The 25,357-nt window shown below is 65.9% G+C and carries 26 protein-coding genes; 18 read left to right on the top strand and 8 right to left on the bottom strand.

All coding sequences use genetic code 11. The features are described 5' to 3' along the window. Nucleotide 1 precedes the first annotated feature (1 nt). Entirely contained in the window at nucleotides 2-979 is a 978-nt protein-coding gene (locus tag AC24YW_RS19040; protein WP_487484147.1) for a hydroxyacid dehydrogenase, read from the bottom strand. A gap of 188 nt (nucleotides 980-1,167) precedes the next feature. Between AC24YW_RS19040 and AC24YW_RS19035 the strand changes: the two genes are divergently transcribed. Continuing rightward, nucleotides 1,168-2,649: a caspase family protein gene (locus AC24YW_RS19035; protein ID WP_487484146.1), complete on the top strand. Its 1,482-nt coding sequence runs from the start codon at nucleotides 1,168-1,170 to the stop codon at nucleotides 2,647-2,649. A gap of 117 nt (nucleotides 2,650-2,766) precedes the next feature. Here AC24YW_RS19035 and AC24YW_RS19030 read toward each other — a convergent pair whose 3' ends face one another. Continuing rightward, entirely contained in the window at nucleotides 2,767-4,191 is a 1,425-nt protein-coding gene (locus AC24YW_RS19030) for an FAD-binding oxidoreductase (protein ID WP_487484145.1), read from the bottom strand. A gap of 87 nt (nucleotides 4,192-4,278) precedes the next feature. Between AC24YW_RS19030 and AC24YW_RS19025 the strand changes: the two genes are divergently transcribed. After that, on the top strand, nucleotides 4,279-4,785 hold the full coding sequence (locus tag AC24YW_RS19025) for a thioesterase family protein (protein ID WP_487484144.1): 507 nt from the start codon (nucleotides 4,279-4,281) through the stop codon (nucleotides 4,783-4,785). 16 nt (nucleotides 4,786-4,801) lie between these two features. Here AC24YW_RS19025 and AC24YW_RS19020 read toward each other — a convergent pair whose 3' ends face one another. Continuing rightward, nucleotides 4,802-4,975, bottom strand: coding sequence for a DUF1328 domain-containing protein (locus tag AC24YW_RS19020; RefSeq protein ID WP_036006471.1), 174 nt, complete (start codon nucleotides 4,973-4,975; stop codon nucleotides 4,802-4,804). A gap of 236 nt (nucleotides 4,976-5,211) precedes the next feature. Between AC24YW_RS19020 and AC24YW_RS19015 the strand changes: the two genes are divergently transcribed. The 9 genes from AC24YW_RS19015 to AC24YW_RS18975 all read left to right on the top strand — a co-directional run bounded on the left by AC24YW_RS19015 (nucleotide 5,212) and on the right by AC24YW_RS18975 (nucleotide 13,458). Further along, a complete protein-coding gene (locus AC24YW_RS19015) occupies nucleotides 5,212-7,800 on the top strand; it encodes an ATP-dependent helicase (protein WP_487484143.1) in 2,589 nt (862 codons plus the stop codon). Nucleotides 7,801-7,808: 8 nt separating this feature from the next. Further along, complete coding sequence (locus tag AC24YW_RS19010; RefSeq protein WP_487484142.1) at nucleotides 7,809-8,096, top strand: type II toxin-antitoxin system HicB family antitoxin; 288 nt, start codon at nucleotides 7,809-7,811, stop codon at nucleotides 8,094-8,096. An 88-nt stretch (nucleotides 8,097-8,184) separates the two neighbouring features. Beyond that, the gene (locus AC24YW_RS19005; RefSeq protein ID WP_487484141.1) at nucleotides 8,185-8,598 is read left to right on the top strand and encodes a hypothetical protein; all 414 of its coding nucleotides are present in this window, start codon (nucleotides 8,185-8,187) and stop codon (nucleotides 8,596-8,598) included. Continuing rightward, nucleotides 8,598-9,263, top strand: coding sequence for an OmpA family protein (locus AC24YW_RS19000; RefSeq protein WP_487484140.1), 666 nt, complete (start codon nucleotides 8,598-8,600; stop codon nucleotides 9,261-9,263). Before AC24YW_RS19005 ends, AC24YW_RS19000 begins: the two co-directional genes overlap by 1 nt. A 171-nt stretch (nucleotides 9,264-9,434) precedes the next feature. Continuing rightward, a complete protein-coding gene (locus tag AC24YW_RS18995) occupies nucleotides 9,435-9,953 on the top strand; it encodes an Mpo1 family 2-hydroxy fatty acid dioxygenase (RefSeq protein ID WP_487484234.1) in 519 nt (172 codons plus the stop codon). 28 nt (nucleotides 9,954-9,981) lie between these two features. Next, nucleotides 9,982-11,004, top strand: coding sequence for an NAD-dependent epimerase/dehydratase family protein (locus tag AC24YW_RS18990; protein WP_487484139.1), 1,023 nt, complete (start codon nucleotides 9,982-9,984; stop codon nucleotides 11,002-11,004). A 28-nt stretch (nucleotides 11,005-11,032) separates the two neighbouring features. After that, nucleotides 11,033-11,659 carry a methyltransferase family protein gene (locus AC24YW_RS18985; protein ID WP_487484138.1) on the top strand — a complete coding sequence of 209 codons (627 nt, stop codon included), beginning with the start codon at nucleotides 11,033-11,035 and terminating at the stop codon, nucleotides 11,657-11,659. Between the two features lie 146 nt (nucleotides 11,660-11,805). After that, nucleotides 11,806-12,015, top strand: coding sequence for a hypothetical protein (locus AC24YW_RS18980; protein WP_487484137.1), 210 nt, complete (start codon nucleotides 11,806-11,808; stop codon nucleotides 12,013-12,015). Between the two features lie 138 nt (nucleotides 12,016-12,153). After that, nucleotides 12,154-13,458 (top strand): PQQ-dependent sugar dehydrogenase, encoded by a 1,305-nt coding sequence (locus AC24YW_RS18975; protein ID WP_487484136.1) that lies wholly within the window; start codon nucleotides 12,154-12,156, stop codon nucleotides 13,456-13,458. A gap of 4 nt (nucleotides 13,459-13,462) precedes the next feature. Here the strand turns inward: AC24YW_RS18975 and AC24YW_RS18970 are convergent, their stop codons facing one another. Further along, a complete protein-coding gene (locus AC24YW_RS18970; protein ID WP_487484135.1) occupies nucleotides 13,463-14,287 on the bottom strand; it encodes an aspartate dehydrogenase in 825 nt (274 codons plus the stop codon). A gap of 35 nt (nucleotides 14,288-14,322) precedes the next feature. Beyond that, nucleotides 14,323-15,240, bottom strand: a complete 918-nt coding sequence (locus tag AC24YW_RS18965) for a LysR family transcriptional regulator (RefSeq protein WP_487484134.1) — start codon at nucleotides 15,238-15,240, stop codon at nucleotides 14,323-14,325. Nucleotides 15,241-15,388: 148 nt separating this feature from the next. On the opposite strand from AC24YW_RS18965, the gene AC24YW_RS18960 reads away from it, so the two are divergent. Beyond that, nucleotides 15,389-16,462, top strand: coding sequence for a tartrate dehydrogenase (locus tag AC24YW_RS18960; protein WP_487484133.1), 1,074 nt, complete (start codon nucleotides 15,389-15,391; stop codon nucleotides 16,460-16,462). Nucleotides 16,463-16,486: 24 nt separating this feature from the next. On the opposite strand, the gene AC24YW_RS18955 is transcribed toward AC24YW_RS18960, so the two are convergent. Then, nucleotides 16,487-17,437: a LysM peptidoglycan-binding domain-containing protein gene (locus AC24YW_RS18955; RefSeq protein ID WP_487484132.1), complete on the bottom strand. Its 951-nt coding sequence runs from the start codon at nucleotides 17,435-17,437 to the stop codon at nucleotides 16,487-16,489. A 177-nt stretch (nucleotides 17,438-17,614) separates the two neighbouring features. Continuing rightward, nucleotides 17,615-18,094, bottom strand: coding sequence for a MarR family winged helix-turn-helix transcriptional regulator (locus tag AC24YW_RS18950; RefSeq protein WP_487484131.1), 480 nt, complete (start codon nucleotides 18,092-18,094; stop codon nucleotides 17,615-17,617). 106 nt (nucleotides 18,095-18,200) lie between these two features. On the opposite strand from AC24YW_RS18950, the gene AC24YW_RS18945 reads away from it, so the two are divergent. Together AC24YW_RS18945 and AC24YW_RS18940 are read left to right on the top strand one after the other, a co-directional pair. Further along, nucleotides 18,201-19,409, top strand: coding sequence for an ABC transporter substrate-binding protein (locus AC24YW_RS18945; RefSeq protein ID WP_487484130.1), 1,209 nt, complete (start codon nucleotides 18,201-18,203; stop codon nucleotides 19,407-19,409). 16 nt (nucleotides 19,410-19,425) lie between these two features. After that, nucleotides 19,426-20,604 carry a cytochrome P450 gene (locus AC24YW_RS18940; protein ID WP_487484129.1) on the top strand — a complete coding sequence of 393 codons (1,179 nt, stop codon included), beginning with the start codon at nucleotides 19,426-19,428 and terminating at the stop codon, nucleotides 20,602-20,604. Nucleotides 20,605-20,634: 30 nt separating this feature from the next. Here AC24YW_RS18940 and AC24YW_RS18935 read toward each other — a convergent pair whose 3' ends face one another. After that, nucleotides 20,635-21,354, bottom strand: coding sequence for a hypothetical protein (locus AC24YW_RS18935; RefSeq protein WP_487484128.1), 720 nt, complete (start codon nucleotides 21,352-21,354; stop codon nucleotides 20,635-20,637). 286 nt (nucleotides 21,355-21,640) lie between these two features. Between AC24YW_RS18935 and AC24YW_RS18930 the strand changes: the two genes are divergently transcribed. From AC24YW_RS18930 to AC24YW_RS18915, 4 genes are all read left to right on the top strand, one after another. Then, nucleotides 21,641-22,564, top strand: a complete 924-nt coding sequence (locus AC24YW_RS18930; protein WP_487484127.1) for an ABC transporter ATP-binding protein — start codon at nucleotides 21,641-21,643, stop codon at nucleotides 22,562-22,564. Continuing rightward, the gene (locus AC24YW_RS18925) at nucleotides 22,561-23,322 is read left to right on the top strand and encodes an ABC transporter permease (RefSeq protein ID WP_487484126.1); all 762 of its coding nucleotides are present in this window, start codon (nucleotides 22,561-22,563) and stop codon (nucleotides 23,320-23,322) included. Before AC24YW_RS18930 ends, AC24YW_RS18925 begins: the two co-directional genes overlap by 4 nt. Before the next feature lie 189 nt (nucleotides 23,323-23,511). Beyond that, complete coding sequence (locus AC24YW_RS18920) at nucleotides 23,512-24,288, top strand: L,D-transpeptidase (protein WP_487484125.1); 777 nt, start codon at nucleotides 23,512-23,514, stop codon at nucleotides 24,286-24,288. Between the two features lie 97 nt (nucleotides 24,289-24,385). Further along, on the top strand, nucleotides 24,386-25,321 hold the full coding sequence (locus AC24YW_RS18915; RefSeq protein WP_487484124.1) for a glycerophosphodiester phosphodiesterase: 936 nt from the start codon (nucleotides 24,386-24,388) through the stop codon (nucleotides 25,319-25,321). The last annotated feature ends 36 nt before the right edge of the window (nucleotides 25,322-25,357 follow it).

Raw genomic sequence — 25,357 nt, 5'->3', positions numbered from 1 at the left:
TTCACGGCCGCCGCGTCCAGCGATCGGCGTTGACGGCGCCTTGCGGGATTTCTCCCCTCACGATGGCCTCGACCTGCCGCACGGTCTCCAGCGACTGGTATTCGATGGCCTGCGGCGTCAGTCCGCCGACATGCGGCGTCGCGATGACGTTCGGCAGCTTGGCGAGCTCGGGCGTCGGCATCTGGTCCGGTGCGCGGCCGACATCCATGGCGGCGCCGGCGATGCGGCCCTCGCGCAGCGCGTGCGCCAGTGCGGTTTCATCGACGAGGTTGCCGCGCGAGAGATTGATGAAGACGGCATGCTTCTGCATGCGCGCCAGCGCCGCCGCCCCGATCAGATTCTCGGTCTGCTCGTTGGCGATGGCGAGGCAGACGACATAATCCGATGCGGCGAGGAGCTCGTCGAGACCGACCTGCCGGATCGCGGCATCGCTGATTGTTACGAAAGGATCGGAGACCAGCACCTCCATGCGCAGCACTTTTGCAATCTCGGCGAGGTAGCGCCCGATGCTGCCGTAGCCGATGATGCCGATCCGGCTGCCGGCGAGCTGGCGGCCCATCCGTGCTTCCGGCTTGCGGCCGGCCTGGTAATCTGCGGTCGTCCGCGACACCCCGCGGGAGAGATCGACCATGAAGCCGAGCGCGAGCTCGGCTACGGCCTGCACGAAGCCGGGCCCGGCGCGGGTCACGAGCACGCCGGCCTGCGAGGCCGCATCCACGTCGACGTTGCGGATGTCGACGGCGCAGCGGACAAAGGCCCGCAGACGCGGCAGCTGCGCAAAGATCTCGCTGCGCCCTTCCGTCATGCGATCGGCAACGATGATGTCGACATCCTTCGCGGCACGCACGAGGCCGGCGGCGTCCAGAGTCTCGTCGCTCTCGTGCAGGATCACCCTGGCGGCCGCGCGCAAGCCGTTCAGACTGCGATCGCCGTAATAATTGCGGCGCATCTCCCGGGTGTGCGCGAGCAGGACCTTCACGACAAGACTCCTTCACCAGCCGAATGCCCGCGGCAGCGCGGTCGAAAAGTCTAGCACAGGGACGGCTCCGGCAGATACCCTGCCCCATTTTGCCGCGGCCCCTTTCGTGATCCAGCGCACAGACGGCCTCTTGGCGCCGACTTAGAAAAGGTGCCATCATCGTGCGCATTGCCATTGGAGGTGACATCATGCGCCGTCCAGTCTTTTCGAATTTGCTTCTTGCGTCCGGCCTTCTCGCACTCACTCAATTGGTGACGCCCACGGACGCGGCCGCTGAAGCGCGGCTTGCGCTGGTGATCGGCCAATCGGCTTATCGCACCGTGCCGGAGCTGCCGAACGCGGCCAACGACGCCAAGGGCATGACGGAGCTGCTCGGCAGTGCCGGCTTCACCGTCACCACGGCGGCCAATCTGGCGCAGACCGAGATGCGCGCGGCGATCTCGGACTTCGCCGGCAAGGTCAGTGCCAGCGGCCCCGACACGGTCGCCCTGGTGTTCTATGCCGGCCACGGCCTTCAGATCGACGGCGAGAACTATCTGGTGCCTGTCGATCTCGATCCCAAGCGCGAGGCCGACATCCCGCTGCAGGGCGTGCGGCTGAACGACATGCTCAACACGCTCGGCGCGCTGCCGACGCGGGCGCGCATCTTCATGCTCGATGCCTGCCGCAACAACCCGTTCCCCGCCCTCAGCGGCGCCGGTCACGGCCTTGCGATCGTCGACACCAAGGCCGGCGCGCCGGGCTCGTTCATCTCCTATTCGACCTCGCCCGGCGCCGAAGCGGAGGACGGCAACGGCCTCGACAGCCCCTACACGGCGGCCGTGCTGACGGTTGCCAAGCAGCCGAACCTGCCGATCGAGGAGATGTTCAAGCGCATCCGCGTCGCGGTGGCGCAGTCGACCGACGGCCGGCAGATCCCGTGGGAAAGCTCCTCGCTGACCACCGACTTCAGGTTCTTCGGCGAGAGCGGCGGCAGTACCCCCGCTCTTCCCGGCGCATCCGCCATGGCGCTCGCCGGCGGCACGCGCAGCGTCGCGGACTGGCGCAAGACGTTGCAGGGCAAGCCTGCCATGGTCGCCTATGAGCTCGTGATCACCGAGGACACCGTGGAGGCGTATCAGGCCTATATCGAGCTGTACGCCCAGGACACCCGCACGCCGCGCCTGCGCACCGTGCTGGAGCGGCGTCGCCAGATGCTGGCGTGGGAGCGTGCGACCGCGATCAACACCCGCGCCTCGTTCGAGGCATACCTCGCGAACTGGGACAACAGCGATCTCGCGGCAACCGCGCGCCGGCTGCTGCTGCGCGTGCAGAACCGCAACTACACCGTGCCCGTGGCCGCCGCGGCGACGCCCGTCGCGGTCGCGATGGCGCCGACCTGCCCGTGCTCGACGCCCGCGACGCCGGCAACACCGGTCAACCCGTCGGTCCCGCCCGTGATCAAGAAGCGCGTCGACGAGACCCCGCCGAAGCGCAAGGTGGTCGAGACGCCGCCCAAGCGACGGCCGCCGTCCGAGCAAGTGGTCTACGAGCGCGCGCCGCCGCCGGATCGCGGCCCGCCGCCGGAGGCCGTGATGCAGGGCATCGGCATCGGCGTGGGGATCGGCCTCGGCATGGGAATGGGCGGCCGCGGCGGCGACCATAACAGCGGTGGCTACCGCAGATACTGAGCCGGTCCGGCACCAGCAGCATTCGGCTCGCGCCAATCGCGCGAGCCGAACTCATTGCGACAGGGCCGGATGGTCCTGGAAGCAGGGCTTCTTGAATCCAGCCTGCCGGGATCGGCCCTAGGCCTCCGGCACGATCTTGCCGGGGTTGAAGATGTTGAGCGGGTCGAGCGCCTTCTTCAGCGCCCGCATCGCATCGAGCGCCTCGGGGCCGAGTTCGGCCTTCAGATATTTCTGCTTGCCCTGGCCGATGCCATGCTCGCCGGTGCAGGTGCCGTCCATCGCCTGCGCGCGTTCGACCAGGCGGTGCATGAACTCCTCGCCGCGCGCCATCTCCGCGGCATCGTTGGTGTCGCAGACCAGCGAGCAGTGGAAATTGCCGTCACCGACATGGCCGACGATCGGCGACAGCAGATTGAGCCGCTTGAGATCCTCCTCGGTCTCGCTGACGCAGTCGGCGAGCCGCGAGATCGGCACGCAGACGTCGGTCGCGACCACGCCGATGCTCTCGCCTGGCCGCAGCGCCTTCACCGACCAATAGGCGTCGTGCCGCGCCTGCCACAGCTTGGTGCGGTCCTCCGGCTTGGTGGTCCAGGAAAAATCCCCGCCGCCGCATTCCCTCGCGATCTCGCCGAACGCCTTGGATTGCTCGGCGACCTCGATCTCGCTGCCGTGGAATTCCATCAGTAGCAGCGGCGTCTCCGGCAGCGTCAGCTTCGAATAGGCATTGCAGGCCTTGACCTGCGCGGCATTGAGCAACTCGATGCGCGCGACGGGAATGCCGGTCTGGATCGCCAGGATGACGGCCTGGCAGGCGCCGTGGACGGTCTCGAACGACACCGCGCCGGCCGCGATCGTCTCGGGGATGCCGCGCAGGCGAATGGTCAGCTCGGAGATGATGCCGAGCGTGCCCTCGGCGCCGACGAACAGATGCGTGAGGTCGTAGCCGGCCGAGGATTTCTTTGCGCGCGTGCCCGTGGTGATGATCTCGCCGTCGCCGCGCACCACCTTCAGCGCCAGCACGCTGTCGCGCATGGTGCCGTAGCGCACCGCATTGGTGCCGGAGGCGCGGGTCGAGGCCATGCCGCCGAGCGAGGCATCCGCGCCGGGATCGATCGGGAAGAACAGGCCCTGGTCGCGCAGATGCTCGTTGAGCGCCTTGCGGGTGACGCCGGGCTGGATCACGCAGTCGAGATCCTCGGCATGCACCGCCAGCACCTTGTTCATGTCGCGCAGATCGATCGAGATGCCGCCGGCGGGCGCGTTGATCTGGCCCTCCAGCGAGGTGCCGGTGCCGAAGGGAATGACGGGGACGCGATGTCTCGCGCAGATCCGCACCACGTCCTGGATGTCGGCGGTCTCCTGCGCCATCACCACGCCGTCCGGCGGCTGGTTGGGGATCCAGGTGGTGGTATGGCCGTGCTGCTCGCGCACCGCCTGCGAGGTGATGAGGCGGTTGCCGAACCGTGCGGCAAGCTGCTCCAGCGTGCTCGCGAGGGCTTTCGGCTCCGGCCGCGGCGGATTATTGGTGATGGTCGTACCCACGGAATTCCTCCCGACGAGAAGAGACCGTGGCAAAGGACATTAAACCGGTCAAGTCAAGCGACCGGACGCATAGCTTGGGAAGGACACATGCCGGAGACCGCCGCCGCAGCGCCGAACGCAGAGCCGTTCCGCTCCTCGATCATGCAAATCGAGCCGCAATGGATCGACTATAACGGCCATCTCAACATGGCCTATTACAACGTGATGTTCGACCGCGCGATCGACGAGTTCTGGCTCGAGCTGGGGATTGGTCCGGTCTACAAGACCGAGCGCCACGGCTCGACCTTCACCGCCGAATGCCATGTGCGCTATTTGCGCGAGATCCATCTCGGCGATCCCGTGCAGATCCTGGTCTGGCTGCTCGACGCCGACGACAAGCGGCTGCACACGTTCGAGGAGATGCGGCACGGCACCGAGGGCTGGCTGTCGGCGACGTCCGAGAACATGTCGCTGCACATGGACATGAATGCGCGGCGCGTCGCGCCGTTTCCGCCCGACATCCGGCAGCGCATTGCCGGGGTCGCCAAATCCCACCGCTCCTTGACGCGACCCGAGGGCATCGGCCGCAGCGTGGCGATGCCCTCGAAGCGTTAGTGCATGATCCGGCGCTCTATATCCTGTTGCGGCCGCGGGCGAGGCCGACGACGGCCGAGACCAGGAACAGAACGACGGCGATGAAGAAGATGATCTTGGCGATCTCGATCGAAGCGCCGGCGACGCCGCCGAAGCCCAGGATGCCGGCGATCAGTGCGATAACCAGAAACGTCACAACCCAGCCTAGCATGGTCAAACCCTCGTCTTGATGTTGTCTGCGATCGACGCGGCTGGCCGCGCCACCTGTCCTGACAATCTCGACGCGGGAACGATAGTTCCGGTCCCGACCGGAGCGAAATTCGCTGGCTCAGCTGGAACAAATCGGCCTGCCGCGCACGTGGAAAACCCGGCCCGGCGCCCCATATAGGCACCAATCCCTGTTAAGAAGGCTCCCTTCCACCACCCCGCGGTGCCATCGTGGGGCCGATGATTCGCATGACCGAGCCGAGCAAGATCACAGCCGTACCCGACCACCAGCCCGCAGCCGGCGGCATCGCCGCGCGTGCGCGCGCCTCGGTGGGCCCGAAATACCTCGCCGGGCTCAATCCGGAGCAGCGCGAGGCGGTGGAGACGCTGGACGGCCCGGTCCTGGTGCTGGCCGGCGCCGGCACCGGCAAGACCCGCGTCCTGACCACGCGCATCGCTCACATCCTGAGCCAGGGCCGCGCCCGCCCAGCCGAGATCCTGTCGGTGACCTTCACCAACAAGGCCGCGCGCGAGATGAAGCACCGGCTCGGCCAGATGCTCGGCCACGCCGTCGAAGGCATGCCCTGGCTCGGCACCTTCCACTCCATCGGCGGCCGCATCCTGCGCATCCATGCCGAGCTGGCGCAGCTCAAGTCGAACTTCACCGTGCTCGACGTCGACGACCAGGTCCGGCTGCTCAAGCAACTGCTGCAGGCCGAGAACATCGACGAGAAGCGCTGGCCGGCGCGGATGCTGGCCGGCCTGATCGACGGCTGGAAGAACCGCGGCCTGATGCCAGCGCAGGTGCCGTCGGGCGAGGCCGCGATGTTCGCCAATGGCAAGGGCGGCAAGCTCTATGCGAGCTATCAGGAGCGGCTGAAGATCCTGAACGCAGCCGATTTCGGCGATCTCCTGCTGGAGAACATCCGCATCTTCCGCGAGCACCCGGATATTCTCAGGCAGTACCAGCAGCGCTTCAAGTTCATCCTGGTCGACGAGTACCAGGACACCAACGTCGCGCAATATCTGTGGCTGCGGCTCTTGTCGCAGGCGCCTTCTTCCAGCTCGTCATTGCCGGGCTCGACGCGGCAATCCATCGCTTCTTCAGAAGAGGGATCACCGGGTCTCGACGCTTCGCGTCGGCCCGGTGATGACGAGAATGATGATGTTGCGCTGCCCGCTGCGAACGAAAAGTCCCACGTCAAGAACATCTGCTGCGTCGGTGACGACGACCAGTCGATCTACGGCTGGCGCGGCGCCGAGGTCGACAACATCCTGCGCTTCGAGCACGATTTTCCCGGCGCCAAGGTTATCCGCCTGGAGCGCAACTATCGCTCGACCGGTCACATCCTCGCCGCCGCCTCGCACCTGATCGCGCACAATGAAGGCCGGCTCGGCAAGACGCTGCGCACCGAGGACGTCGAAGGCGAGAAGGTCACCGTCACGGGCTCCTGGGACTCGGAAGAGGAAGCCCGCGGCATCGGCGAGGAGATCGAGCAGCTGCAGCGCCAGGGCGAGAAGCTCAACGAGATCGCCATTCTCGTGCGCGCCTCCTACCAGATGCGCGAGTTCGAAGACCGCTTCGTCACGCTGGGCCTGCCCTATCGCGTCATCGGCGGCCCGCGCTTTTACGAGCGCGCCGAGATCCGCGACGCGCTGGCCTATTTGCGTGTCATCAATTCGCCGGCCGACGATCTCGCCTTCGAGCGTATCGTCAATACGCCGAAGCGCGGGCTCGGCGACGCCACCGTGCAGATGCTGCACGACCACGCCCGCAAGCGCCGCATTCCCCTGTTCGAGGCGGCGCGCGCCGTGGTCGAGACCGACGAGCTGAAGCCGAAGGCGCGCGGCTCGCTTCGCGATCTCGTTGCGCAGTTCGACCGCTGGCGTGCCCAGCGCGAGGTCACCGCGCACACCGACTTGGCCCAGATCGTGCTCGACGAGAGCGGCTATACCGAGATGTGGCAGAAGGATCGCTCGGCGGACGCGGCGGGCCGGCTGGAGAACCTGAAAGAGCTGGTGCGCTCGATGGAGGAGTTCGAGAACCTGCAAGGGTTCCTGGAGCACATCTCGCTGGTGATGGACCGCGAGGGCGGCGCCGAGGACGACGCGGTGTCGCTGATGACGCTGCATTCGGCCAAGGGCCTCGAATTCGACAACGTCTTCCTGCCGGGCTGGGAGGAAGGCCTGTTCCCGAGCCAGCGCACGCTGGACGAACAGGGCCGCGCCGGCCTCGAGGAAGAGCGCCGGCTCGGCCATGTCGGCCTGACCCGCGCCCGCCGCCGCGCAAAGATCTATTTCGCGACCAATCGCCGGATCCATGGCACCTGGTCGACCACGATCCCGTCGCGCTTCCTCGACGAATTGCCGGCGGCCAATGTCGAGATCACGGAATCCAAGGGCGGCTCCGGATGGGGCGGCAGCGGCGGCTACGGCGCCTCGCGCTTCGACGACATGGAGGCGTTCGGCTCCAGCTATTCGACGCCGGGCTGGCAGCGCGCGCAGGCGAACCGGAATCGCGGCGGCGGTCGCAATGGCGGCGGCCGAAGCGGCGGCTTCGAGGAAGAGGCCTCGACGTTCTCGACCTCCGCGTCATCCGGCCCCGATTTCGGCAGCTTCTCCTCGCGTCGGCGTGGGCCGTTGACCATCGAGGGCGAGCTGGTCGCGAAATCGACCGGCACGACGTCCGAATTCTCGCTCGAAGACCGCGTCTTCCACCAGAAATTCGGCTATGGCCGCGTCACCAGGATCGACGGCAACAAGCTCACCATCGCCTTCGACAAGGCCGGCGAGAAGAAGGTCGTGGACAGCTTCGTGCAGCGGGCGTGAGGCCCGATATGGCTCAGTACGTCGCCATCATCGAGGACGCCGGCCCGGACGAGGCCGTCAGCTTGTGGTTTCCCGATCTGCCCGGCTGCATTTCCGGCGGCGACGATCTCGAGGAGGCGCTGGAGAATGCGCCCGAGGCGCTGGCGTTCTTTGCGCAGGAGCTGACTGCGGACGGGCGCCAGCTTCCCCCGCCGCGGACGCTGGACGAGCTCAAGGCCGATCCGGCGTTTGCCGAGAACGTTAGGAACCACACGGCCGTTCTGATCGACTGGCCGCCCCTCGTTGAGGCCGAGTGAGGATTGTTGGCCGCACTGACGCAACTCTCGACAGTTCTCCCCCGGACGCCCCTTGACCGCCGCGAACTTCCCCGTATCAGATAAACCCATGGTCCGGGGCATCGTACTGATCTTGCTTGCATTGGGGATGCCGTCGCTCGCGGCGGCGGAGACCATGAGCTTTGGCGATTCGATCGGCAAGCTGGCGGCGAGCTGCGGGGCGGAAATCGTCGCCAATTGCCGCGGCGTCAACCCGGATTCGAACCGGCTGAAGGAATGCCTGTCGCGCAATCGCGACGTGCTCTCGCCGCAATGCGCGAGCGACTATTTCGGTGTCTTTGACGCCATCCAGAAGCGCGTCGCCGCGCGCGTTACCGTGGCGAACGCCTGCCAGCGCGAGATCGTCAAGGTCTGCGGCGGCTCGACCAAGGAGACCAGCAAGTCGGTCCCCTGCCTGGTCTCGACGCCGAAGGGCATCAGCAACAACTGCCTGAAGGCCGTCGACGATGCGGGGTACCGCTGATGCGCGCGAACGGGCTCGCCACCTGGGGACTGGGCTTGGCGCTCGGCCTCGCTTTACTGGCGGGCAGCGCGGGCGCGCAGACGGCGGCGCCGACCCGCGACGACATCGTCGCGAAGCTCAACCATTTCGAAGAGGCCGCCGAGGTCGACCTGCCTGCGCTGAAGCAGCAGGTGATGGAGCGCGCCAAGACCAGGATCAAGAACGATCCGGGTCCGGTGAACCGGCCCCTGATCGCGCCTGATCTCGCCAAGCTGCCCGCCTTCAATGCGCAGATCCAGTTCGACGCCGACACGCCGATCATCCAGCCGACATCCTACCAGACCGTCGGCCGCATTGCGGACGCGCTGGTTCATGCCTCGCTGCTGCCCTACACCTTCCTGATCGTCGGCCACGTCGAATCCAATTCGAAGACGCGCGAGGCCAATGCGATCCTGAGCCAGCGCCGGGCCGATGCGATCCGCGACGTGCTGGTGAACACCTTCAAGATCTCGACCAAGCGGCTGCATCCGATCGGGCTCGGCGAGGAGCAATTTCTCGACCGGGCCAAGCCGACCTCTGCCGTCAACGGCCAGTTGCAGATCCTGACTTATGCCAAGTTGCCGGAGGAGCCGCGTCCGGCTGCGGCGCCAGCGCCTGCGGCGAAAAAGCCCGCCAAGAAGCGCTGAGCGAAGACGGCTCCGTTGCTGACGGAACCCCTTGAAGTGCGGACTATTTTGCAGCCTGTCCCGGGCGCGCGCAGACGGTTTCACGCGACAAAAGTGCCGGTTTGTGCACCGCCCGGACCAGTGCTATAGCCTCTGTTCGCCCTTCCCGACCCCGTGCTGCATGAGACCGAAATGGGTGGCTTTTTCCAGCGCCAACTTGCCGTTTATGTCGAGTACCATCGCGATCCCCGCAACACGGCGATGCATGTGGTCGGCATCCTGCTGCTGTTCACCGGCGCCGTGCTGCCGCTGACGCTGGTCAAGCTTCCGCTGTTCGGTTTCAACGTCAGCCTGGCGGTGATCCTGGCCCTGCCGGTCTTGATTTACTGGCTGCTGCTCGACGCAGCGCTCGGGCTCGGCATTCTGGCCGTCTCCGTCGTGCTGTTTTCGGTTGCGGCGACGATCGCGGCGCAAGTCAGCACCGCGACGATGTGGGCGATTTTTGCGACGCTGGTGGTGCTCGGCCTTGCCGCGCAGACCATTGGCCACAAGGTTTTTGAGGGGCGCGAGGCCTCGTTGTTCACGTTCCCCTCGCATCTTTTGCTTGGACCGATGTTCGTCATGGCAAAATTATTCATTGCATTGGGCTTCCGTCGCGACCTTGCCGCGATTCTGGCGCCTCTTCCGGCCAATTCCCTTTCAACCCGATAACGCTCGAAGCGAAACAGCAACCTTCTGCATGGCTCTCGTCCTGGTTACCGGTGGCAGTGGCTTCATCGGACATCACCTCGTAGAAGCGCTCCGCGCCCGTGGGCAGCGGGTCCGCGTTCTCGATGTCCGTGTGCCGACCGCGGATGTCGAGCACGTCCACGGCTCCGTGCTGGACTGTGCCGCGGTCGACGCGGCGATCGCCGGTTGCGATCAGGTCTATCACCTCGCCGGCCTGCCCGGCATGTGGGTGGCCAACAAACAGGACTTTCACGAGGTCAATTGCCGCGGCACCGAAATCGTGCTGGCGGCAGCGATGAAGCGCGGCGTCTCGCGCTTCCTGCACTGCTCGACCGAATCGATCCTGTTCCCCTATTCCGACCTCAAGGGCGTTCCCGCCGAAGAGGCGCTGCAACCGGCCGAGGCGATGCCCGGCGCCTATACGCGGTCGAAATCGCTCGCCGAGCATCATGCCGCCAAGGCGGCAGAGGCGGGCTTCCCGCTGGTGATCGGCACGCCCACCATGCCGATCGGCGCCGCCGACCACAATCTGACGCCGCCGACCGCGATGCTCTGGTACTTCCTGCAGAAGAAGGTGCAGCCGCATCTCAACTTCCTGGTCAACCTGGTCGACGTGCGCGACGTCGCCATGGGCCTGGTCCTGACCATGGAACGCGGCCGCCTGGGGCAGCGCTACATCCTCGGCGGCGACTGCGTCCCGCTCGGCGACATCCTGCGCATGATGTCGGCGATGAGCGGCCGCCGGCAATTTCCGGTCGTCGTACCAGGCAAGATCGCCGAGCTCTCCGCGATCATGCTCGAATACATCGCCGACCACATCACGCGCCGGCCGCCGAACGGCACCGCCGAGGGCGTGCGGATCGCGCTCGCCGCGAGCGATCTCTCGATCGGCAAAGCCCGTAACGAGCTCGGCTATTCGCCGCGTCCGATCGAACCGGTCTTGCGCGAAACCATCACCCACCTGCTCGCCCGCAACGGCGAGCAGCCCTCCGGCGCCCTCAAGCATCACGCGCTGTCCTCGCGCGCGAGCTGACGCCGCCGCCCAAACGCAAAGAACCTTCATGTCTTTCGATTTCAGCAAGCTTCTCTCTGTCGCCTGGGGTGGCTGGACCACGACCTGGCCGACGCAACTGCTCGCCCTGATCTGGCTCGCTTTTCTGCTCAGCTGGGTCGGCGCCTCGTTCTGGCAGGGGCGGACCAAGAAGCAGGTCATGACGCTGGAGTCGCAGCGCTATCGCCTGCCGATCCTGGTCGGCGGCATCCTGTACACGCCGTTCATTGCGGAAGCCATGGGCTGGAAGCCGCTTTGGGTGCTCGGCAACACCGGCATCATCATCGCTGCGCTCCTCTCAGTCGCCGGTATCGCGTTCGCATGGTGGGGACGGCTGCATCTCGGAAAATTCTGGTCCAACACCATCACCCAGAAGGAAGACCATCGCGTCATCGACACCGGCCCCTACGGCTTAGTGCGCCACCCCATCTACACCGGACTGATCTTCGGGATGCTGGTGACCGGCGTCGCGATCGGCCTAGTGACGACGATCCTCGGCGCCATCCTGATCTCGCTCGGCATGTGGCAGAAGGGCCGGATGGAGGAGGTATTCCTGTCCAAGGAGCTCGGCGAACACGCTTATGGCGCCTATTGCCGCCGCGTTCCGATGCTCATTCCGTTCACGTCGCCGCGGTGACGGCGTAGCAACTCGCCTCACTCTCGTGTTCCGCACGCGCTGCGCTGCGTCCGGGGCACGAGCGCACGATCTGGCCCGCCAAGGAACCACACCTCCGCTCGTCCGTTAGCCCGCGACATCTGTCAACGGCCGCAGAGCATCGAGCCATGTCGGACGCCTACGATTATTTCCGCGCACACGCGATCGCCGCGGTCCGCAAAGCGCGGGCGCTGCCGCCCGGACGGACGAAGCAGAAGCAGCGCACGGTGGCGCGGGTCTATCATCTGCTGTCGAGGGAAGCGGCACTGGCGCCCAACATCAGTCACCTGGACGATTTTCGCGCAGCAAGACGGCTGGAGCTGCAGATCCGTCGTTAATCTGCCGTCCGACGCCGCGACTCTCCCATGCAAATTCGATCGGCTGCCATTCCACGGAAATACGCCCCTGCGGTGCGCCGCACAGGTTGACGTCGGCCCCGTCAAACAGTTGGATGCGCGCGCACACGGGGGCTCGTCATGACGTTTTCCAGCATCTTCGCGCAGTTCGTCGCCTTCATCGGCGGCGTCGCGCTGCAATGGCGCAAGATGACGGGCACCGAGCCCGCGCCGGCCTGGGGCGAGAAGCCCGCCATCCCCGAAGCGAAATCGCAAGGCGCGATCCCGACCTTGAAGATGCCGACCGCACGCGGCTGGCGCGACGGACAGAAGCCGATCGCTGCACCCGGGCTCAAGGTCGATGCGTTCGCGACCGGCCTCGACCATCCGCGCTGGATCGAGGTGCTGCCCAATGGCGACGTGCTGATCGCGGAAGCAACCCAGATCGCAGGCGCCCCGCGCAGCGTGTTCCACTATGCGATGCAGGCAACGATGCGCCGCGCCGCCGCGCTCGGCGTCTCCGCCAACCGCATCACGCTGTTGCGCGACAAGGACGGCGACGGCGTCGCCGAAGTTCGCGGCGCCTTCATGGAGAACCTCAACCAGCCGTTCGGCATGGCCTTGGTCGGCGACACTTTTTACGTCGGCAACACCGACGGCGTGATGGCTTTCCCGTACGTTGCCGATGCGGATCGCATCACGGCGCCGGGCAAGCGGCTCACGACGTTCAAACCGGGCGGCCACTGGACGCGCAGCCTGCTCGCCAGTCCCGACGGCAAGAAGCTCTATGCCGGCGTCGGCTCGCTCAGCAACATCGCCGAGATGGGCATGGAGGTCGAGGAAGGCCGCGCCGCGGTCTACGAGCTCGATCTCGTTGCCGGCACGCATCGCATCTTTGCGGCCGGCCTGCGCAATCCCGTGGGCCTTGCCTGGGAGCCGACTACGAAAGTGCTCTGGACCGTCGTCAACGAGCGCGACGGTCTCGGCGACGAGACGCCGCCCGACTATCTCACCTCCGTGCGCGACGGCGGCTTCTACGGCTGGCCCTATTGCTACTGGGGCAAGACGGTGGACGACCGCGTGCCGCAGGATCCGGCGATGGTCGCCAAGGCAATTCAACCGGACTATGCGCTAGGCGGCCACACAGCCTCGCTCGGCCTGTGCTGGATGCCCGCAGGCACCCTGCCCGGCTTCGGCGAAGGCATGGTGATCGGCCAGCACGGCTCGTGGAATCGCAGCAAGCTGTCCGGCTACAAGCTGGTGTTCATCCCGTTCGCGAACGGCAAGCCGTCCGGCCCCTCGCACGATATCCTGTCGGGCTTCCTGTCGCCGGACGAGAAGGAATCCTACGGCCGTCCGGTCGGCGTCACGATCGGCCCCGACCAGAAGTCGCTGCTGATGGCCGACGACGTCGGCAACGTGATCTGGCGCGTGACAGGGGCGTAGGAGCTCACGTCCCGACGCAGAGCGTGGCACGCTGCTTGCGGAGCAGCGCGATCACCGACAGCGCGGTGATCAAACCGGTCTTGGGATTCTCGGACGGGATGTTCTCGATGCCCATCGAGAAGCGCGCCGAATCCGCCTCGACCTCGATGCGGTGAACGTTGCGCGTCACGGTCGGGTCGGCCCAAACCTGGATTTGGGTGCGATCAGGCCCGATGCCCGCCAGCGACAACGCAACCGCGACGTTGACGTTGGCCGGAAAGCCCTTCGCGGCTTCGCGCGCGCTGCCTTCGAACAGTTTCAGCGGCTCGCGCAGATTGTCGATGTCGATGTCGTTCTGGACGATGAACGGCGCGCCCTTCAAGCCGTCGATCGGCTTGCGCGTGACCATCTTCACGGAGTGGATGGTGCCGATCGCGGCGGCGTTGACGGCGTCGAGACCGATCAGCGCGCCGGTCGGCACGAGGATGCGGCCGCCATTGGCACGGGCGAGATCGACGAGATCGAAATTGTCGAGCAGGCCGCCGACGCTGACCACGACAGCGGCCTTGCCGCGCTTCACCGCCGGCTCGACGATCGCACGCAGCTGGCTGCTCGGCGCGCACTCGACGACGATCTCGGCGGCCTCGCCGAGCTGGTCGAGCGGCAGGATTTTCGGCGGGCGGCGCAAGCTGTCGATGAAGGTTTGGTGCTTGGAGGGATCCCGCACTGCCACGGCGGCGAGCGACAGGCCCTCGATGCCCTGATCGAGCGCGGTTGCAATCTTGGTACCGATCGAACCCAGCCCTGCAATGGCCACCCGCAATTCGCTCGACGCATTCCGATCCGTCATCACCATCCCTCTGTCCTGACCGATGTCATAGCCGCTCACGCCTCCCGCGCATAGCTGCGCAGGCGGGCTTCCAGAACCGCCAGCATGGCATCGCGGGCCGGATCGCGCGAGCCGCGCAGCCAGGCGGCGGCAAGCGGCAGCCGGCCGACCGGCCCGCTCTGCCTCGGCCGAAGCGGCACGAAGCGCACACCGGTCGCCGCCATCCGTGCGGTCCAGCGCGGCACGATGGCGACCCCGAGTTTCGTAGCGACGAGGTTGATGATGGTCTGCTTCTCGTCGGCGACCTGAACGACGCGCGGCGTCAGGCCGGCCTGCTCGAACAGCTTGACCGTGAGGTCGTGACTATGCGGCCGCGAGCGGCGGTCCGGCACCAGCATCGCCTCCTGGGCGATATCCGCCAGCGTGATCGCTTTGCGTCCGGCCAGCGCGTGCCGCCGCGGGAACGCGACGATCGCGCTCTCCTGAAGCAGGTCGCGGAATTCAAGCCGCTTGTCCGGCCGGTCAGGCGGACGCACGAAGGCAAGATCGAGCGCGCCGGTCAGAATCTTCGGCAGCAGCCGGACCGTCTTGTCTTCGAGGAGCTGCACCGCGATGTCAGGATGCCTGGCGCGGAAATCGCGCAGGAGCGGGGGCAACAGTCCCGCCGCCGCGCTGTCGATGGCACCGATCCGCAGCCGCCGCGGGGCCCCCGCGCGCGAGCGATTGCGGAGGTTGCTCTCGACCGCCTCGACCTTGGCGAGGATGGCGCGGGCATCGCGCAGCAGCGTCGCGCCGTCCTCAGTGAGCGACACCGCGCGCGTCGTCCGCGCGAACAGCCGCGCGCCCAGGTCTTCCTCCAGCAGCCGGATCTGGCGGCCGAGCGCAGAGGGCAGCATCTGAAGCTGCTGCGCCGCGCGGCCGAAATGCAGTTGCTCGGCCGTTGCCACGAAGCATCGGAGCTGGTGCAATTCCATTTTCGGAAAATCCTCTCGTCTCGCGGCGAGGATTGTATCATTTTTTTGTATAAACCAGCACCAATTGAATGTGCCCTGCACTCTCATCTAGATTCGCCGCCGACGCAGACGGTCAGACAGGCCGGCACTTTCTCAAACGGAGCCTCCCATGCGCACCCATTCGATCGCAGCCATTCCCGCCGACGGCATCGGCCCCGAGGTGATCTCGGCCGGTGTCCGCGTGCTGGAGGCACTGGCCAAGCGCAGCGGCGACCTCGCCTTCAACGTCAAGACGTTCGACTGGGGCTCGGACTATTACAAGAAGCACGGCGTGATGATGCCGGCCGACGGCCTCAACGAGCTGAAGAAGTTCGACGCGATCTATTTCGGCGCAGTCGGCGCCCCCGATGTGCCCGACCACATCACCCTATGGGGCCTGCGGCTGCCGATCTGCCAGGGTTTCGACCAATACGCCAATGTGCGGCCGACCAAGATCCTGCCGGGCGTCGCCTCGCCGCTGCGCAATGTCGGCGTCGGCGATCTCGACTGGGTGATCGTGCGCGAGAATTCGGAAGGCGAATATGCCGGCATGGGCGGCCGCGCCCACAAGGGCCTGCCGGAAGAGGTCGGCACCGAAGTCGCCATCTTCACCCGCGTCGGCGTCACGCGGATCATGCGCTATGCGTTCCAGCTCGCGCAGTCGCGCCCGCGCAAATTCCTGACTGTCGTGACCAAGTCGAACGCACAGCGCCACGGCATGGTGATGTGGGACGAGATCGCGGCCGAGGTCGCCGGCGAATTCCCCGACGTGACCTGGGACAAGATGCTGGTCGACGCCATGACGGTGCGCATGACGCTGCATCCGAAGAGCCTCGACACCATCGTCGCGACCAACCTGCACGCCGACATCCTCTCCGATCTCGCCGGCGCGCTGGCGGGAAGCCTTGGCGTCGCGCCGACCGGCAACATCGATCCGCAGCGCCGCTTCCCCTCGATGTTCGAGCCGATCCACGGCTCGGCCTTCGACATCACCGGCAAGGGCATCGCCAACCCGGTTGCGACGTTCTGGACCGGCGCGCAGATGCTCGAGCATCTCGGCGAGAAGGATGCCGCCTTACGCCTGATGACCGCCGTCGAGCGCGTCTGCGCCGCGGGCGTGCTGACGCCCGACGTCGGGGGCAAGGCGACCACGAAGGAAGTGACCGATGCCGTGATCGATGCGATTCACGGATCGAATGTGTAGCCGCAGGCGGGAGAGGCGAAAGCCCTACCTCCGCGCCGCCGGTGGCGCCGGCGGCGTGGCCATCGCGGCGGCCGGCTCGGGCGGTGTCAGGTGGCGAGGGACGATGATGGTCTGGCCCGGCGTCAGCTGCGCGTTCTCGGGCAGCGAGTTGCTCTGCGCGAGCGTCCACAGCGGCACGCGGTTGGCGGCGGCGATGCTCTCCATGGTGTCGCCGCGGCGCACCGGCACCCGCACGCCGCTGTCCCACAATTCGACCAGCGTATCCGCCGGCACGAGATAGCGCAGCGGCACGGCATCGACCTGCGTCTGCGGCGGAATGCGCGGCAGCTGCGTCACCATCTCGACGATCTGACGATGGATATCGTCGGACTTCTCGATGTTGATGTGGCTGACGCGCGCATTTTGCTTGAGGTCATAGCTGGCGTAATGGCCGCGGAAGCCCGGAACAGCCACGACGTCGCCGCCGCCGAGCACGCTGTCGGACAGGAAGATGTTGATGAAGCGCTCGACGTTGAGGGGCACATCGCCGGTCGCATGCGCGGGATCGATGGCGATGACGAGGCTGATCGGGACGTTCTCCTTGGCCGCCATCTCGGAGATGACGATCGAGCACAGCCCGCCCATGGAATGGCCGATCAGCACGATCGGGGCCGGCGATTCCTTATAGCTGGAGATGGCGCGATCGCCGATCCACCGGCAGATGGTGAATTCGTAGACGTTGGCCGAGAAGCCAGCCTTCGCTAGCTTCTCTTCGAGCCGATCCATGCCGGTCGAGAAGATCGGGCCCATGGCGCCGCGAAACAGGTAGATCTTCGGCGGCGGCAACGGCTCGAACGGCGGAGGCGGCGGCGCGGCGGGGGTCGCGGGTGCGGCGGCGGTGGCCTTGGACTTGGGCGGCGAAGCCGCGGCCGTGCCCGTGCCGAGGGCAAGCAGCACGACTGCTGCAAGCGCGACCAGTCGCCTCGAATGAATCATCAGTCCAGCAGTCCCACCACGGGAGGCAACGGCCTCCCCTGACGGGCTTAGTGACCACCGATTGGGTGGATTTTGGGGCACGGGGAACCGGCCGTCCCCCTACCCGGCGACCCTTCACGCTGACTCGCTCTGAAGCCGCCTTGCGACGATTGGTCTCAGACTGACCTCGCAAAGGACCTAAAGCGGCAGCATCCGGTTCAGCAAGTCGAGCAGCGTGCGCTGCTCGGCCTCGCTCAGTCGAGCCAACATCTTCCGATTATACGGCTCCGTCAGGCTTGCCCCGTCGTGAATGAGTTTTGCGCCCTTCGGCGTGAGCTTCAGCTCGACGGCGCGGCGATCGGACTTCGATCGGTTGCGCTTGATGAAGCCGGACGATTCGAGCCCGTTCAGGATCTTGATCAGGTTCGGCAGGCGCAGCCGAAGCAGGCTGGCAAGGCTGCTGGGGGGAACGCCCGGATTGTCGCGAATGACGACGAAGATCGCATAGGTCGCGGGCGTCAGGCCCAAGGCGGCGAACTCCTCATAGAACCCTTCGAAGAACTTCAGCTGCGCGAGGCGCAGCATGAAGCCGGGCGTGCGCTGGAGCGCGCGCAGGTCCAGCGAACTCTCCGGCGGCGATGCGGACTTTGCTCCGGGTCTGACGGTTTTCGGGCTCATGATCCTCAATCCGCGGCCACAGATCGGCCGAATTGACACTCTCAAAAATAGCTATAAAATATAACTATTATTCAGCGGCACCAAGACCGCGCATGGGAGGGACACAATGAACAGCAAATTCCTGCATAAATTATGCACGTTGGCGGTGGTGCTCACGGCCGCGCCGGCATTCGCCCAGGACGCCGTGAGGATCGGCATCCTGAACGACCAATCGGGTCCGTTCGCGAGTTATCAGGGCATCGGCTCGGTCGTCGCCGCCAAGATGGCCGTCGAAGACTATGGCGGAAGGGCTGCCGGCAAACCGGTGGAAGTCGTCGCGGCCGATCACCAGAACAAGACCGACATCGGGATCGGCATCGCCCGGCGCTGGTACGAGAACGAGAGCGTCGATGCGATCTTCGACATCCCGAACTCGTCGATCGCGCTCGCGGTGGCCGGCATGAGCGCCGAGAAGAACAAGGTGTTCGTCGGATCCGGCGCCGGCACGGTTCTGCTGACCGGCGAGAAATGCACGCCGAACACCGTGCACTGGACCTACGACACCTATTCCTACGGGCGCGGCCTCGGCAAAGCGATCGTGCAGCAGGGCGGCAAGAAGTGGTTCTTCATCACTGCGGACTATGCCTTCGGCCACGATCTGGAGAAGCAGGCTGCGGAGGCCGTGAAAGCCTCCGGCGGCGAGGTGCTCGGCAGCGTGCGGCATCCGCTGGGGACGGCTGATTACGCCTCATTCCTGCTCCAAGCCCAGGCGTCGGGCGCGGGCGTCATCGCATTCGCCAATGCAGGGGACGATACCATCACCTCGATGAAGCAGGCTGCCGAGTTCGGGCTGACGAAGGATCACAAGCTGGTCGGATTGATCCTCGGCATGAACGGCCTTCCCGCGCTTGGGCTCAAGTTTGCGCAGGGCGCGCAGATCATGAATCCGTTCTACTGGGATCTGACCGACGGCACGCGTGCTTTCGCGAAGCGCTTCGCCGAACGGATTCCCTCGAAGGCCTATCCGAACGACATGCAGGCCGGCGTCTATGCCTCGGTCATTCACTATCTCAAGGCCGTCGACAAGGCTGGCAGTGCCAAGGACGGCAAGGCCGTCGTCGCTGCGATGAAGGCGATGCCGACCGACGATCCGCTGTTCGGCAAGGGCTATATCCGCAAGGATGGACGCAAGATTCATCCGCTCTATCTTTTGCAGGTCAAGGCTCCCGATGAGTCGACCTCCACCTGGGATCTGCTGAAGGTCGTTGCCACGATCAAGGGCGAGGACGCGTTCCGGTCCGAGAGTGACGGTCAGTGCCCGCTCGCAAAGCAATAGCAGTTCGGAACTGACCATGAGCGGCGTTGCATCCAGTCCGGCCGATCCGTTCGCGCCCGGCTTCCTGACGGATCCCTATCCCGCCTATGAGGCGCTGCGCGCCATCGGGCCGGTGTTCGAGGTGGAGCGCTACGGCGTGTGGGCCATGGCCCGCTATGCCGAAGTCGAAGCGGCCCTGAAGGACTGGAAGACGTTCATCAGTGGCGAAGGTGTCGGCCTCCACGGCATGAACCCTGCGCTGCCAAAGCCGCTGACGCTGCAGATCGATCCGCCCGACCATGACAAGGGCCGCCGCGTGCTCGGCCGCACGCTATCTCCGGGCGTCGCAAGGAAGCTGCGCGAGACGTTCCAGCACGAGGCGGAGAAGAAGGTTTCGGAGCTGATCGACAAAGGCACGTTCGATGCCGTGACCGATCTCGCGGAAGCCTATCCGATGAAGGTGTTTCCGGACGCGATCGGCATCCGCCCCGATGGACGCGAGAAGCTGCTCGCCTGGAGCACGTTCGTATTCAACAGCTTCGGTCCGGAGAACGAGATCCTCGCGGCGTCGCGGCAGGACGGCCTCGCCGCGCAGAGCTGGATCATGGAATGTTGTGCGCGGGACGCGCTTCGGCCCGACAGCCTCGGCATGATGATCTACCAGGCGGCCGACGAGGGCGAGATCACCGAGCACGAGGCGACGCATCTGGTGCGGCCGTTCCTCACGGCGGGGATCGACACCACCGTCAACGGCATCGGCAACACCCTGCTCGCACTCGCCACCCATCCCGACGAGTACCGCAAGCTGCATCACAGGCCGGAATTGGCACGCAACGCTTTCGAGGAAGGTCTGCGCTACGATTCACCGGTGCAGACGTTCTTTCGCACCACCTCGCGCGATGTCGAGATCGGCGGCGACGTGATCCCGGCGCACCGCAAGGTGCTGCTGTTCATGGCCTCCGCCAATCGCGATCCCGCGCGCTGGGACAGAGCCGATCGCTTCGAGGTCGAGCGGCTCGCAACCGGCCATGTCGGCTTCGGCACCGGCATCCACGCCTGCGTCGGCCAGATGATCGCGCGTCTGGAGGGCGAATTGATCTTCGGCGAGCTCGCAAGGCGCGTGAAGACGATCGAGCTCACGGCAGAGCCGAAGCGCAGGCTCAACAATTCCTTGCGCGGGCTGGAGAGCATACCGATACGCGTGACGCCAGCCTAGGCGGCATCACGCGGGAGGATGCGCGACGACTCAGTTCCTCGCCGGCGCCGTCGCCGCCGCCGCGCGCGCGGGCCGCGGTGCGCCGGGCTCGGCAACGGGGACAGCCGGGGCGCGCGAGCGCATGATGGCGGCGTCGATCTCGGCGATGACGCGGCGCTGGATCGCCTCGTTCTTGTCGATCGAGATGTGGCCGACGCCGGTGCCGCGGACGTCGACATTGTCGAGCTTGCCGCGGAACCCGGCCGCGGCCCGCACCGGCTCGCCGGGGCCGTCACCGATATAGATGTTGATGTAGCGTTCCGCGCCGGTCGAGAGCTTGGTCTTGAACACGGAGTCGAGGCCGATCGCGAGCTTCACGGGCACGCCGAGCTGGTTCAGCTTGGCGATCATGTCGGGCAGCGCGGTCGCACCGGAGGAGTGGCCGACCAGGACGATGGTCTTGAGCCGGCCGGCCTTGTAGGCAGCCGCCGCTTCATCGGCGAGCGAGGACCAGGACACGAAATTGGCGACGGTCACGGGGATACCCTGCGCCTGGAGGCGGGCGCCGATCGTGTCGAGGCCGAGCGAGAAGATGTTGAGCACGCCGCGGAGCAGATAGACATGCGTGGTCGCGGCCGCAGCCTGGCTCGGCGCGGCCTTGGCGGTGGTCGGGCTGATGGCAACAGCTGACAGCAGGAGCAGGCCCACCGCCCACGCACGGAGGGCGGACAGCTGGCTGGCGCCCGCGGTGTGACGGCCGTTCGGTCTCATCGATGTTTTCCCTGGAGACAATACGCTTCGCGATTGGCCGGAATCGTAGCCACGGCGCGCTCGCAGACGCAACAAAGAGCCGCGTGAGCGACAATCTTAGCGGCAAGCCGTGACCATCGCGCAACACTTGCCCGGAACATGCCATTGAACCGCCCGTTTTGAGACCATTTTTCTCCGGGGAATTGCGGAGGGACAATGGCGTTCCTATTTCAGGGCTCCGCCGACCTGCCCCTCCTGGGTGGTCCGGCCCCCTCCCCAGCCTTTGCTCCTCAGCCTCGCGGCCATCATGTCTTCCATCATCTCCGTCGCCAATCTGTCGAAGACCTATGGGTCCGGCTTCAAGGCGCTCAACAACGTCAATCTCGACATCAAGCGCGGCGAAATTTTTGCGCTGCTCGGCCCCAACGGCGCCGGCAAGACCACGCTGATCTCGATCATCTGCGGCATCGCCAATCCGAGCGAGGGCCGCGTCCTGGTCGGCGGCGAGGACATCCAGACCTCCTACCGCAAGGCGCGCTCGCTGATCGGCCTCGTGCCGCAGGAATTGCACACCGACGCCTTCGAGAGCGTGTGGGCGACCGTGAGCTTCTCACGCGGCCTGTTCGGCAAGCCGAAGAACCCCGATCACATCGAGAAGGTGCTGAAGGACCTCTCGCTGTGGGACAAGAAGGACAACAAGATCATCACGCTCTCCGGCGGCATGAAGCGCCGCGTGATGATCGCCAAGGCCTTGTCGCACGAGCCGCAGATCCTGTTCCTGGACGAGCCGACCGCCGGCGTCGACGTCGAGCTGCGCAAGGGCATGTGGGAGGTGGTGCGCGGGCTTCAGCAGTCCGGCGTCACCATCATCCTCACCACGCATTACATCGAGGAAGCCGAGGAGATGGCCGACCGCATCGGCGTCATCAACAAGGGCGAGATCGTGCTGGTCGAGGACAAGACCACCTTGATGCAGAAGCTCGGCAAGAAGCGCCTGACGCTGCATCTGCAGAACAAGGTGACGGCGTTGCCGGAAAGCCTCAGCCATTACGAGCTCGAGCTCTGCGACGGCGGCGCGACGCTGGTCTACGATTACGACACCCAGGGCGAGCGCACCGGCATCACCAGCCTGCTCGGCGATTTGCGCGCCGCCGGCATCCGCTTCAACGACCTCGATACGACGCAATCATCGCTCGAGGACATCTTCGTCGACCTCGTGAGGACGTCATGAACCACCGCGCCATCCGAGCCATCTACCTGTTCGAAATGGCGCGCACCTGGCGCACGCTGCTGCAAAGCATCGTCTCGCCGGTGGTCTCGACCTCGCTCTATTTCGTGGTGTTCGGCGCCGCCATCGGCTCGCGCATCAGCCAAGTCGAGGGTGTCAGCTACGGCACCTTCATCGTGCCGGGCCTGATCATGCTCTCGGTGCTGACGCAGAGCATCGCCAACGCCTCCTTCGGCATCTACTTCCCGAAATTCACCGGCACGATCTACGAGATCCTGTCGGCGCCGATCTCCTACTACGAGATCGTGCTCGGCTATGTCGGCGCCGCCGCCACCAAGTCGATCATCCTGGGCCTGATCATCCTGGCGACCGCCGGCCTGTTCGTGCCGCTGCATATCCAGCATCCGGTCTGGATGCTGACCTTCCTGGTGCTGACGGCGGTGACGTTCAGCCTGTTCGGCTTCATCATCGGCATCTGGGCCGACGGCTTCGAGAAGCTGCAGATGATTCCGATGCTGGTGGTGACGCCGCTCACCTTCCTCGGCGGCAGCTTCTATTCCATCGACATGCTGCCGCCCGCCTGGCGCTCGGTCGCGCTGCTCAACCCGGTCGTCTATCTGATCTCGGGCTTCCGCTGGAGCTTCTACGAGATCGCCGACGTCAGCGTGTCCGTCAGCATCGGCATGACGCTGGCCTTCCTGGTGATCTGCCTGGTCGTGATCTGGTGGATTTTCCGGACCGGATACCGTCTCAAGAACTGATCGCGCGGCGCTCGCGAAAATGTCAGCGCCGCCGGCCGGCGCGGCACAAAGCGGCCTTGCTTACGCCCGGCGCCAGGTTAACGATGCGCAGGCTGGCCGCTGGAACCAACGCCGGGCTGCAGGCATAATGCACGCCGGGGGACGGAGAGTCGCGGCGCCAGCATGAACAGGCCGGAGGCCAGAAGTCAGATGCGTTCGTTTTTCATTGCATTTACATCCCTGATGCTTTTGAGCGCGGGCACCGCGCAGGCCAAGGTCGAGATCACCGTCGACAAGGATAACCAGCAGATGACCGTCGCCATCGACGGGGTCGCGCGTTACCACTGGCCGGTATCCACCGGCATCCCCTCGCGCGAGACGCCGAACGGCGCCTTCCGGGCCTTCCGCATGGAAGAGGATCACTACTCCAAGGAATTCGACGACGCGCCGATGCCGCACGCGATCTTCTTCACCAAGGTCGGGCACGCCATCCACGGCACGGACTCGGTCGGCCGGCTCGGCTCGCCGGCATCCCATGGCTGCGTGCGCCTGTCGCGCCAGAACGCCTCGACGCTCTTTGCGCTGGTGCAGCAGCAGGGCGTGCTCAACACCACGGTGACGCTGACCGGCTCGGCACAGGTGGCCCTGGCGCGCAATCCGCGCGGCCGTAACAACACTGCGGTGGCCCGCGCCCCGCAGCCGGCTGAAGACCAATACGCCACGACCGGCGCCCCGGCGAACCTGACGCCGCCGGCGCAGCGGCGCTACATGCCGCAGGACGACAATTATATCTATCCGGCCGACGGCAGCGACACCGGCGCGCGTTATCCGGCGCCGCGCTCGGCCAACCGCCCGCTTTACGACGCGCAGGTCTATCAGCAGCAGCCGCAGCCCTATTACGACCAGCACTACGGGTCGCAGGGCTATTATTATCAGCCGCAGCCACGGCAAGTTTACCAGCCGCGCGGATATTACTATCAGAACTGACGCGGCAACCACGAACCGCCTTAACCGTCGAGGCATCATGCCGTCACGTGCCACGACAATCCTGGCGCTGCTCTCGATTCTCGCTGCCGGACAAGCCATGGGATCTGATTTGGCCTTCGACCTCCAGGCACATCGCGGCGGGCGGGCGCTTTTGCCGGAAAACACCCTGCCCGCCTTCGCCCATGCGCTGACGATGGGCGTGGACACGCTGGAGCTCGACGTCGGCGTCACCGCCGACGGCGAAGTCATCGTCGCGCATGAGCGCGGGCTCAATCCCGATCTCGCACGGCGACCCGATGGGGCCTACGTCGCTCCGCCCGGCACGCCTTTCGTCAAGCTGCGGCTCGACGAGGTCAGGACCTATGACGTCGGCCGGATCCGCCCCGACAGCGCCTACTCGCGACAATTCCCCGACCAACGTGCGCTGCCGGAGACGCGCATTCCCACCTTGCGCGAGCTGTTCGCGCTGGTGCGCAAGTCCGGCAACACGCGGGTAGGCTTCAACATCGAAACCAAGATCGATCCGAACCATGCGGATGAGACGCTGGATCCGCAGGCCTTCGTCGCAAAGCTGCTCGGGTTGATCGAGTCGGAAGGATTCTCCGACCGCGTCATGATCCAGTCGTTCGACTGGCGGACCCTGCTGCTCGTCCAGCAGCAGGCGCCGAAGATCCCAACCGTGTACCTGACGATCCAGCGCTGCCTGGCTCCGACGGTGACGCTCGACAAGGCGACAAACTGGACGGCGGGCTTCAGCCCGGCCGATCACGGCGGCTCGCTGCCGCGGACGATCAAAGCTGCGGGCGGGGCGACCTGGTCACCCTATTTCGGCGACGTGACGGCGGCGCTGGTTACCGAGGCCCATGCGCTCGGGCTGCGCGTCGTGGTTTGGACGGTGAACAAGCGTGAAGACATGGCGCGGATGATCGAGATCGGCGTCGACGGCATCATTTCGGACCGACCGGACCTGCTGCGGCAGGTCGCCGGCGAGAAGGGGTTTGCGCTGCCGACGGGGACGCCGGTCGAGCCGTAGGACCGGTCTCGTGTCCCGGACGCGGCGCGGCATGAA

It is taken from the genome of Bradyrhizobium sp. USDA3516 (genome assembly GCF_057651995.1).
This window is presented reverse-complemented; position numbering and strand designations above follow the sequence as displayed.

Coding starts and splice junctions, on each gene's coding strand:
- AC24YW_RS19035 (WP_487484146.1), top strand. CDS start 1,168: ATGCGCCGTCCAGTCTTTTCGAATTTGCTTCTTGCGTCCGGCCTTCTC.
- AC24YW_RS19025 (WP_487484144.1), top strand. CDS start 4,279: ATGCCGGAGACCGCCGCCGCAGCGCCGAACGCAGAGCCGTTCCGCTCC.
- AC24YW_RS19020 (WP_036006471.1), bottom strand. CDS start 4,975: ATGCTAGGCTGGGTTGTGACGTTTCTGGTTATCGCACTGATCGCCGGC.
- AC24YW_RS19015 (WP_487484143.1), top strand. CDS start 5,212: ATGATTCGCATGACCGAGCCGAGCAAGATCACAGCCGTACCCGACCAC.
- AC24YW_RS19010 (WP_487484142.1), top strand. CDS start 7,809: ATGGCTCAGTACGTCGCCATCATCGAGGACGCCGGCCCGGACGAGGCC.
- AC24YW_RS19005 (WP_487484141.1), top strand. CDS start 8,185: ATGGTCCGGGGCATCGTACTGATCTTGCTTGCATTGGGGATGCCGTCG.
- AC24YW_RS19000 (WP_487484140.1), top strand. CDS start 8,598: ATGCGCGCGAACGGGCTCGCCACCTGGGGACTGGGCTTGGCGCTCGGC.
- AC24YW_RS18995 (WP_487484234.1), top strand. CDS start 9,435: ATGGGTGGCTTTTTCCAGCGCCAACTTGCCGTTTATGTCGAGTACCAT.
- AC24YW_RS18990 (WP_487484139.1), top strand. CDS start 9,982: ATGGCTCTCGTCCTGGTTACCGGTGGCAGTGGCTTCATCGGACATCAC.
- AC24YW_RS18985 (WP_487484138.1), top strand. CDS start 11,033: ATGTCTTTCGATTTCAGCAAGCTTCTCTCTGTCGCCTGGGGTGGCTGG.
- AC24YW_RS18980 (WP_487484137.1), top strand. CDS start 11,806: ATGTCGGACGCCTACGATTATTTCCGCGCACACGCGATCGCCGCGGTC.
- AC24YW_RS18975 (WP_487484136.1), top strand. CDS start 12,154: ATGACGTTTTCCAGCATCTTCGCGCAGTTCGTCGCCTTCATCGGCGGC.
- AC24YW_RS18970 (WP_487484135.1), bottom strand. CDS start 14,287: ATGACGGATCGGAATGCGTCGAGCGAATTGCGGGTGGCCATTGCAGGG.
- AC24YW_RS18965 (WP_487484134.1), bottom strand. CDS start 15,240: ATGGAATTGCACCAGCTCCGATGCTTCGTGGCAACGGCCGAGCAACTG.
- AC24YW_RS18960 (WP_487484133.1), top strand. CDS start 15,389: ATGCGCACCCATTCGATCGCAGCCATTCCCGCCGACGGCATCGGCCCC.
- AC24YW_RS18955 (WP_487484132.1), bottom strand. CDS start 17,437: ATGATTCATTCGAGGCGACTGGTCGCGCTTGCAGCAGTCGTGCTGCTT.
- AC24YW_RS18950 (WP_487484131.1), bottom strand. CDS start 18,094: ATGAGCCCGAAAACCGTCAGACCCGGAGCAAAGTCCGCATCGCCGCCG.
- AC24YW_RS18945 (WP_487484130.1), top strand. CDS start 18,201: ATGAACAGCAAATTCCTGCATAAATTATGCACGTTGGCGGTGGTGCTC.
- AC24YW_RS18940 (WP_487484129.1), top strand. CDS start 19,426: ATGAGCGGCGTTGCATCCAGTCCGGCCGATCCGTTCGCGCCCGGCTTC.
- AC24YW_RS18935 (WP_487484128.1), bottom strand. CDS start 21,354: ATGAGACCGAACGGCCGTCACACCGCGGGCGCCAGCCAGCTGTCCGCC.
- AC24YW_RS18930 (WP_487484127.1), top strand. CDS start 21,641: ATGTCTTCCATCATCTCCGTCGCCAATCTGTCGAAGACCTATGGGTCC.
- AC24YW_RS18925 (WP_487484126.1), top strand. CDS start 22,561: ATGAACCACCGCGCCATCCGAGCCATCTACCTGTTCGAAATGGCGCGC.
- AC24YW_RS18920 (WP_487484125.1), top strand. CDS start 23,512: ATGCGTTCGTTTTTCATTGCATTTACATCCCTGATGCTTTTGAGCGCG.
- AC24YW_RS18915 (WP_487484124.1), top strand. CDS start 24,386: ATGGGATCTGATTTGGCCTTCGACCTCCAGGCACATCGCGGCGGGCGG.